Source organism: Burkholderia anthina (assembly GCF_902498995.1).
In the GTDB taxonomy this organism is placed as follows: domain Bacteria; phylum Pseudomonadota; class Gammaproteobacteria; order Burkholderiales; family Burkholderiaceae; genus Burkholderia; species Burkholderia anthina.
This window is the reverse complement of sequence record NZ_CABVLY010000038.1, coordinates 55,383-62,264: the sequence shown is the minus strand read 5'-3', so window position 1 is coordinate 62,264 and position 6,882 is coordinate 55,383. Positions and strand designations below refer to the sequence as shown.

Below are 6,882 nucleotides of genomic sequence, written 5' to 3'. Positions count from 1 at the left end.
GGCGGTCACCTGACGCACGGCTCGCCGGTGAACATGTCGGGCAAGTGGTTCAACGTGGTGAGCTACGGCCTGAACGAAAACGAAGACATCGACTACGAAGCCGCCGAGAAGCTCGCGCAGGAGCACAAGCCGAAGCTGATCGTCGCGGGCGCATCGGCGTTCGCGCTGAAGATCGACTTCGAGCGTCTGGCGAAGATCGCGAAGTCGGTCGGCGCCTACCTGATGGTCGACATGGCGCACTACGCGGGCCTGATCGCAGCGGGTGTGTACCCGAACCCGGTGCCGCACGCGGACTTCGTGACGACCACCACGCACAAGAGCCTGCGCGGCCCGCGCGGCGGCGTGATCCTGATGAAGTCCGAGTACGAGAAGCCGATCAACTCGGCGATCTTCCCGGGCATCCAGGGCGGTCCGCTGATGCACGTGATCGCGGCGAAGGCCGTGGCGTTCAAGGAAGCGCTGTCGCCGGAATTCAAGGAATACCAGCAGAAGGTGGTCGAGAACGCACGCGTGCTGGCTGAAACGCTGGTCAAGCGTGGGCTGCGGATCGTGTCGGGCCGTACGGAAAGCCACGTGATGCTGGTGGACCTGCGCGCGAAGAACATCACGGGCAAGGCTGCGGAAGCAGCCCTCGGCGCGGCGCACATCACGGTGAACAAGAACGCGATCCCGAACGATCCGGAAAAGCCGTTCGTCACCAGCGGCATCCGCCTCGGTTCGCCGGCAATGACGACGCGTGGCTTCGGCACGGCGGAAGCCGAGACGGTCGGCAATCTGATCGCCGACGTGCTTGAGAATCCGGAAGATGCAGCGACGATCGAGCGCGTACGCGCGCAAGTGGCCGAGCTGACCAAGCGTTTCCCAGTCTATCGCTGATCGACGATGCGCTGCCCGTTCTGCCGGCATGAAGACACGCAGGTCGTCGACTCGCGCGTGTCCGAAGATGGCGCCGCGATTCGTCGGCGCCGTCGCTGCTCGGCTTGCGACAAGCGTTTCACGACGTACGAGCGGGTCGAACTGAACCTGCCCGCCGTCGTGAAGAAGGACGGCAGCCGCACGGAATTCGACCGTCGCAAGATCGTCGCCAGCATGCAACTCGCGCTGCGCAAGCGGCCGGTTGCGGCTGACGCGATCGACGCGGCGGTCGCCCGCATCGAGTATCAACTGCTCGCGACCGGCGAGCGTGAAGTGCGTAGCGAGAAGCTCGGCGAACTCGTGATGAACGAGCTGCGCGGCCTCGATACGATTGCCTATGTCCGTTTCGCATCGGTATATCGCCGGTTCGAGGACGTCTCCGAATTTGCCGACGTGATCGAAGAGTTCCGTCGCGCGTCCCCCTCCAAGCCTCCGCGTAAGCGCTGACGCGCTGCGTTCGTCCATCGTCTTCTCCGTGGGTTCGATTCGCGCCGATTGTGTCGGTCGCGATCGCATGTCGCCAGTCGGCCGTTCGGCAAATGGCGTGCGTCCGCATGCGTCGCTACAGTCGTCGCATCACGTTGGCGGAGGGCGATGGCGATGGGGCGGCACCGGCAGGGAGTGGTTGAAAAAGGCGGGCGACACTGCGGCGGGTTCACGCTCGTCGAGCTGATGGTTGCGATCGCGCTCGTGGTCGGGATGGGGCTCTACGCGGCGCCTGCCTTCGATCAGTGGCGCATGCGCGAACGCGTCGATGCGCGTGCCCGCACGCTGCTTGGTGCGTTGTCGTTCGCGCGCACCGAGGCGACGCGTCTCGGCGTGCGCGTCACGCTGTGCAGGGCCGGGCGCGACGGTGCCTGCGTGCGTTCGGGCGAGCGTTGCGGCCCGGCGGAATGGTCGTGCGCGTGGATCGTCAGCGGGCAGTTCGACGGGCAGTCGCGCGTGCTGCGGCGATATCCGCATGATGCGGAAATCGCCGTCGCGGGGGCCGCACACGATCTCGCGTTTGCACCGCCTGCCGGTCAGGTGATCGGCGGAATGCGTCGTTTCGAATTGCGTCCGCAGCGTGAGTCGCCGGGAGACGACGCGGCACGTGTGTCGCGGTGTATCCGGATAGCGGCGGGCGGCCGCGCGCGTATCGCCGCCGGCCGGTGCGGCGCGGCATGAGGTGTGGCATGACGCACGTGCGCAAATCGACACGCGGCACGTCGTTGCTCGAAGCGGTGCTGGCCATTGCGCTGCTCGCGGTCGTGATGCTGGCGGTGGCTGGCAGCCAGCTCGCGATGGCGCGTGCGCAGCGGGCGACGATCTGGCGCGAGCGCGCGCTGTGGCTCGCCGATGCACGGATCGAGCGCCTGTACGTCGCTGCAACGGCCGACGACAGCGTCGCGGCGCTCGTGGCCGCATCGTTGCCGGGCGGCACGATGACGCTCGATCGCGGCACGGGCCACGTGCGGTACGCGATCGTCGGCTGGCGCGACGCCGACGCGGTGGCGTCGATGCGATGCGAAGCGGCGGGGGTGACGACCAAGCCACCGTCGTGCGTGCGGATTCCGTTTCGGGAGGCCGACGCCGATGAACGCTGATCGCTGCATCCGCGCGCATACGTTGCTCGAAGTGCTGGTTGCGATGACCGTCGGTCTGCTCGTGCTTGCCGCTGCCGGTGCGCTGTATCACGCGCAGCGCGTCGCACAGCGACGGGCCGAGGACGGCTTCCGGATGCGCGATGCAGCGGCGACCGCGCTGACACTGATCGGTCAGCAGCTCCAGATGGCCGGCTTTCGCCCGCTCGATGCCGAAGCGGCGCCATCGTTGTCGCCGGTATTCGGCTGTTCGGCCGCGCGTGTGCGAGGCGACGGCGCGCAGGTGCGGTGCGAGGCCGTGCGCGCCGCGTCGGACGCGGTGCTGATCCGGTATGTCGGCGACACCGTGTCGACATGGCCGACGAGCGGCGCCCAGGTATCGGACTGTCTCGGGCAGGGTGTTGGCACGGCCGGTGAGCGGCCGCTCGTGGAAAACCGTTTCGACGCGCACGTGAGTCCGTCGACGGGCGAGCCGGAGTTGTACTGCGAAGGGAGCGGGCGCCCGGGCACGCCGCAACCCGTCGTGGCTGGGATCGATCAGTTGCGCCTGCGCTACCTGCGTCATGCAGACGTGCAGTTCGTGAACGCAGAGGCGATGCCCGCCGGAGGCTGGCACGAGGTCGTCGCCGTGCATGTATGCGTGCGGGCACGCGGCGAACCGATGCGCGAATCGATGAGCCATGTCGATTGCGACGGTCGCACGGTCGTTGCGCGGGACGGTCGCGCGCGTCTCGTGCTGCACCGGATCGTCGCGTTGCGAAACGCCGCGTTCGCAATGGCCGAGCCCGAGCGCGAACGTGACGCAGCGCATGCCCACGAGGCGTTCCGATGAACCGTGCAAACGAGTGCGTGAACGAACCGGCAATGCGAGGCGCGGCAGGACATGTCCGCGAAAGCACGATGGAGGCTGGCGGCGCGCAACGCGTGATGGGCGGCACATGCATGAGCCGACGCGAATGGCGTACAGGCGGTCGATCGGCAAACCGGGCCTGGCGCCGCGATGCCGGCCTCGCATTGCCCGTCGTGATCGCGGTCGGTGCGGCGGTCGCGGCGCTGACCGGCACATGGTTCGAAGCCGCGCTGACGGAGTCGCGCCGCGCGCGTGCATTGTCGGATCGGCTGATCGCCTTCCACGCGGCCGATGCGGCGTTGACCGCCTGCACCGCACGATTGCTCCGCGGTGCCGCGCCGTATGTCGACGAAGCCGCCTCGCACGTCGAGCCGGACGCGTGGCGGCGCACGCCGGCGCTCAGCGCTGCCGACGCGTTCGCACCGTTCGCTTCGTGGCCGATGGCCGCGCAGCCGCCACGATGCCTGATCGAGGCATGGCGTGGAGCAGGCCCGGCGGGGAGTCGCGCGTACCTCGTCACCGCGCGTGGCGTCGGCGGCCATGCATCGAGCGTGGTCTGGCTGCAAAGCCAGGTCGCGCTGCGTGATGGCCGTATCGTTGCAGGGCACTGGCGTCGCGTCGCGGCGATGCATCAATGAACAGGCGTACGCTCACGCGTCCACCGGCGGCATTCACGCTGGTCGAACTGATGATCGTGCTGGCGATCGTCGCCGTGCTGGCCGGATGGGGTATCCCGTCGTATCGCGAGCACGTCGCGCGCGTGCATCGCGCGTCCGCGGTTGCCGCGCTGTATCGCGCGGCTCAATATCTCGAGACGCTCGATGGCACGCCGCCACAGGCATTACCGGATACGCTGGCGCATGCGCCGCCGGACGGGCAGCCGGTCTATCGTGTGGCACTCCGCCGCCCGGGCGGCGACGATGCTTCGGTAGTCTACGAACTCGTCGCGAGCCCGCTCGACACCGGCCCGATGCGCGACGACCGGTGCGGCGCATTCACGCTGCGCTCGGACGGGGTGAAAGGGAATACAGGATCGAGCGACGGCAGTGCCGATGGGCAGGACGGGACATGCTGGGGCGTACGCTGAACGCGCACCGAAGGCGCGCGACGACGCATGCAACACATGCGCATGCGTGTCCGTCGTCGTGCGTCAGTCGTCGTTCGCGGCGCTGCCGCGCTCGTCGCGCGACTGCTTCCAGATCCGGTAGACCTCCCATGCGGCGAAGCCGACGGTACCCCACTTCAACGCGGGGCCGGCGCTCGCGCGCAGCAGCGAGCGCACGGGTTTCGCGAGCACGAGCGATGCGAGCGAACTCAGCATCGGATACTGGTTGACGAGCTGGCCGAGGCTCGCGTTCAGGTTCTTGGCGGACTGGCTGAACTTGCCGGTCGACAGGCCGGGCACGAAGACCTTGAGCCAGCTGAAGCGCGTGACGGCGTGGCGCATTTCGGCGGCGGCTTCGGCAAGCTCGAGCCGCTCGACCTCGGAGCGCAGGATCAGCAACTCCTTGCGCAGCGCGCGATGCTGCGATGCGCTCCAGTTCGATCGCGACGAATGGGAGCGGGATGAATTGCCCGTAACGTTCTGGCTCATGGCGCGTCGGCGAAGTAGGTGAGAGGGACGAACGCGGGTGCGTTCACGGCTTGCCGCGGAACATGTCGCGGTCTTTCTCGAGTTCGTGCAGCGTCGCCTCGAACACGGTCGGTGCATCGCGCAGGCCGGAGCGCGCCTTCAGCGCACATACGATGCCGCCGACGGCGTACACCGCGGTGATCGCGGCAAGCGATTGCCAGCGATAGGTGTCCCAGAACGCGATCGCGACGAGCACGGTGAGGCTGATGAGCGCCATCGTCGCGAGCATCATGGCCGCGAGCCCGAGGAACAGTACGCCCATCAGGCGCTCCTTTTCCTCGGCGAGTTCGATGCCCACCAGTTCGAGGCGCGTTTGCAGAAGGCCGATCGCGGAGCCGACGAGGCGGCGCAGCGGCCCCTGGCCGGACGGCTGCGGGTTGGTGTCTGTCGTCATGGATGAGGCGCTTGCGCGCGCAGTGAGCGGCTAAGTCAAAGCCGGCTGGTGGCGAACCGCCGGCCTGGCTTGAGCACCCCTGTGCCGCCGCGGGCGGCACAGGGGGCGGAACGGCGTCGAGCGCGTTACTTGCGGTTGATCAGCAGACCGACCAGCACGCCGATGCCAGCAGCGACGCTGATCGACGTCCACGGATGCTCGTGCACGTAGTCGTCGGTCGCGCGCGCGGCCTTCTTGCCTTTTTCGACCACCACGACCTGAACGTCGGTTGCCTTTTCCTTGGCCTGCTTCAGGCGCGACATGGCTTTCTCGCGCAGTTCGGCCGCACGGTCGCCCGTGCTGCTCGCCGCTTGCTTGAGCAGATCTTCGGCGTCCGCGAGAACGGTTTTGATATCCGACATCAGTTTCTCCTTGTTGATTTCCGACATTGCAACTCCCTTCATGCTGTCATGCTGCAGGTTCACATCGTAGCGAAACGCCTGCTTGCTGGCGAGCCGGGAAGATGCAGGACGGCGGTGCCAGCCCACATGGTAAACGATTTGTAATCATCAACAGAGCCGCAAACGATGCGAAAAGTTTCCCGTGCCGCCGCCCGTCTCGCTCCCGACCAGGCAAAAATGACAAAAAAGTATGAATATCAAACGGAATAATCGTTCGCATGTCCCATTGCTTCCCGTAAGCTGATGGACTGTCCCGCGCCGACAGCGCGCGGTTTCAACCAGCATCGTTCGAGGAGGGAACATCATGAGTCTGCGTCTTGGCGACATCGCACCGGATTTCGAGCAGGAATCGAGCCTGGGCCCGATCAAGTTTCACGAGTGGCTGGGCGACGGCTGGGGCGTCCTGTTCTCCCACCCGGCCGACTACACGCCGGTGTGCACGACCGAGCTCGGGCTGACCGCGAAGCTGAAGGGCGAATTCGAGAAACGCAACGTGAAGGTGATCGCGCTGTCGGTGGACGGCGTCGAGTCGCACAAGGGCTGGATCAACGACATCAACGAGACGCAATCGACGGTCGTCGGCTTCCCGATCATCGCCGATGCGGACCGCAAGGTTTCGCAGCTGTACGACATGATCCACCCGAATGCGAACGAAACGCTGACGGTGCGCTCGCTGTTCGTGATCGATCCGAACAAGAAGGTGCGGCTCATCATCACGTATCCGGCCAGCACCGGTCGCAACTTCGACGAAGTGCTGCGCGTGATCGACTCGCTGCAACTGACCGACAATTACAAGGTCGCGACGCCCGGCAACTGGAAAGACGGCGACGACGTCGTGATCGTGCCGTCGCTGCAGGATCCGGAAGAGCTGAAGAAGCGTTTCCCGAAGGGCTTCAACGCAGTGCGTCCGTATCTGCGCCTCACGCCGCAGCCGAACAAGTAAGCATGCGCCGCCGCATCGGCGGCGCGTGACACGCGACACGCGCGAGCGCCGACGAAAACGGCCCGCCCGGCAGCGATGCCGGGCGGGCCGTGTCTTTTCAGCGTATGCGCCGCCGGCGGGGTGG

Annotated in this window: 11 protein-coding genes; 8 read left to right on the top strand and 3 right to left on the bottom strand. The window is 66.6% G+C overall.

Features of this window, described 5'->3' with window-relative positions; genetic code table 11:
- The 7 genes from glyA to BME24068_RS32380 all read left to right on the top strand — a co-directional run.
- The coding region (gene glyA, locus BME24068_RS32410; protein ID WP_174928521.1) for a serine hydroxymethyltransferase at positions 1-876 on the top strand (876 nt) is incomplete at its 5' end.
- A 6-nt stretch (positions 877-882) separates the two neighbouring features.
- Positions 883-1,362, top strand: a complete 480-nt coding sequence (nrdR, locus tag BME24068_RS32405) for a transcriptional regulator NrdR (protein ID WP_006760615.1) — start codon at positions 883-885, stop codon at positions 1,360-1,362.
- A gap of 153 nt (positions 1,363-1,515) precedes the next feature.
- Positions 1,516-2,082 (top strand): GspH/FimT family pseudopilin, encoded by a 567-nt coding sequence (locus BME24068_RS32400; RefSeq protein ID WP_174928523.1) that lies wholly within the window; start codon positions 1,516-1,518, stop codon positions 2,080-2,082.
- A gap of 8 nt (positions 2,083-2,090) precedes the next feature.
- Positions 2,091-2,501: a type IV pilus modification PilV family protein gene (locus BME24068_RS32395; protein WP_174928520.1), complete on the top strand. Its 411-nt coding sequence runs from the start codon at positions 2,091-2,093 to the stop codon at positions 2,499-2,501.
- On the top strand, positions 2,491-3,330 hold the full coding sequence (locus BME24068_RS32390) for a PilW family protein (protein WP_174928519.1): 840 nt from the start codon (positions 2,491-2,493) through the stop codon (positions 3,328-3,330). The genes BME24068_RS32395 and BME24068_RS32390 overlap by 11 nt, the downstream gene beginning before the upstream one ends.
- A gap of 110 nt (positions 3,331-3,440) precedes the next feature.
- Positions 3,441-3,986, top strand: coding sequence for a pilus assembly PilX family protein (locus BME24068_RS32385; protein WP_239007659.1), 546 nt, complete (start codon positions 3,441-3,443; stop codon positions 3,984-3,986).
- Entirely contained in the window at positions 3,983-4,435 is a 453-nt protein-coding gene (locus tag BME24068_RS32380) for a type IV pilin protein (protein ID WP_174928518.1), read from the top strand. The genes BME24068_RS32385 and BME24068_RS32380 overlap by 4 nt, the downstream gene beginning before the upstream one ends.
- Before the next feature lie 63 nt (positions 4,436-4,498).
- Here the strand turns inward: BME24068_RS32380 and BME24068_RS32375 are convergent, their stop codons facing one another.
- The 3 genes from BME24068_RS32375 to BME24068_RS32365 form a co-directional block, all read right to left on the bottom strand.
- On the bottom strand, positions 4,499-4,942 hold the full coding sequence (locus tag BME24068_RS32375) for a DUF3318 domain-containing protein (protein ID WP_174928517.1): 444 nt from the start codon (positions 4,940-4,942) through the stop codon (positions 4,499-4,501).
- A gap of 43 nt (positions 4,943-4,985) precedes the next feature.
- Positions 4,986-5,375, bottom strand: coding sequence for a phage holin family protein (locus tag BME24068_RS32370; RefSeq protein ID WP_096504944.1), 390 nt, complete (start codon positions 5,373-5,375; stop codon positions 4,986-4,988).
- Between the two features lie 125 nt (positions 5,376-5,500).
- A complete protein-coding gene (locus tag BME24068_RS32365; protein WP_096504942.1) occupies positions 5,501-5,803 on the bottom strand; it encodes an ElaB/YgaM/YqjD family protein in 303 nt (100 codons plus the stop codon).
- 316 nt (positions 5,804-6,119) lie between these two features.
- Between BME24068_RS32365 and BME24068_RS32360 the strand changes: the two genes are divergently transcribed.
- Positions 6,120-6,758, top strand: a complete 639-nt coding sequence (locus tag BME24068_RS32360; RefSeq protein ID WP_096504941.1) for a peroxiredoxin — start codon at positions 6,120-6,122, stop codon at positions 6,756-6,758.
- The last annotated feature ends 124 nt before the right edge of the window (positions 6,759-6,882 follow it).

Bases quoted from the DNA above. Each gene is read 5' to 3' on its own strand.
- nrdR (WP_006760615.1), top strand. From the start codon at position 883: ATGCGCTGCCCGTTCTGCCGGCATGAAGACACGCAGGTCGTCGACTCG.
- BME24068_RS32400 (WP_174928523.1), top strand. From the start codon at position 1,516: ATGGGGCGGCACCGGCAGGGAGTGGTTGAAAAAGGCGGGCGACACTGC.
- BME24068_RS32395 (WP_174928520.1), top strand. From the start codon at position 2,091: ATGACGCACGTGCGCAAATCGACACGCGGCACGTCGTTGCTCGAAGCG.
- BME24068_RS32390 (WP_174928519.1), top strand. From the start codon at position 2,491: ATGAACGCTGATCGCTGCATCCGCGCGCATACGTTGCTCGAAGTGCTG.
- BME24068_RS32385 (WP_239007659.1), top strand. From the start codon at position 3,441: ATGAGCCGACGCGAATGGCGTACAGGCGGTCGATCGGCAAACCGGGCC.
- BME24068_RS32380 (WP_174928518.1), top strand. From the start codon at position 3,983: ATGAACAGGCGTACGCTCACGCGTCCACCGGCGGCATTCACGCTGGTC.
- BME24068_RS32375 (WP_174928517.1), bottom strand. From the start codon at position 4,942: ATGAGCCAGAACGTTACGGGCAATTCATCCCGCTCCCATTCGTCGCGA.
- BME24068_RS32370 (WP_096504944.1), bottom strand. From the start codon at position 5,375: ATGACGACAGACACCAACCCGCAGCCGTCCGGCCAGGGGCCGCTGCGC.
- BME24068_RS32365 (WP_096504942.1), bottom strand. From the start codon at position 5,803: ATGTCGGAAATCAACAAGGAGAAACTGATGTCGGATATCAAAACCGTT.
- BME24068_RS32360 (WP_096504941.1), top strand. From the start codon at position 6,120: ATGAGTCTGCGTCTTGGCGACATCGCACCGGATTTCGAGCAGGAATCG.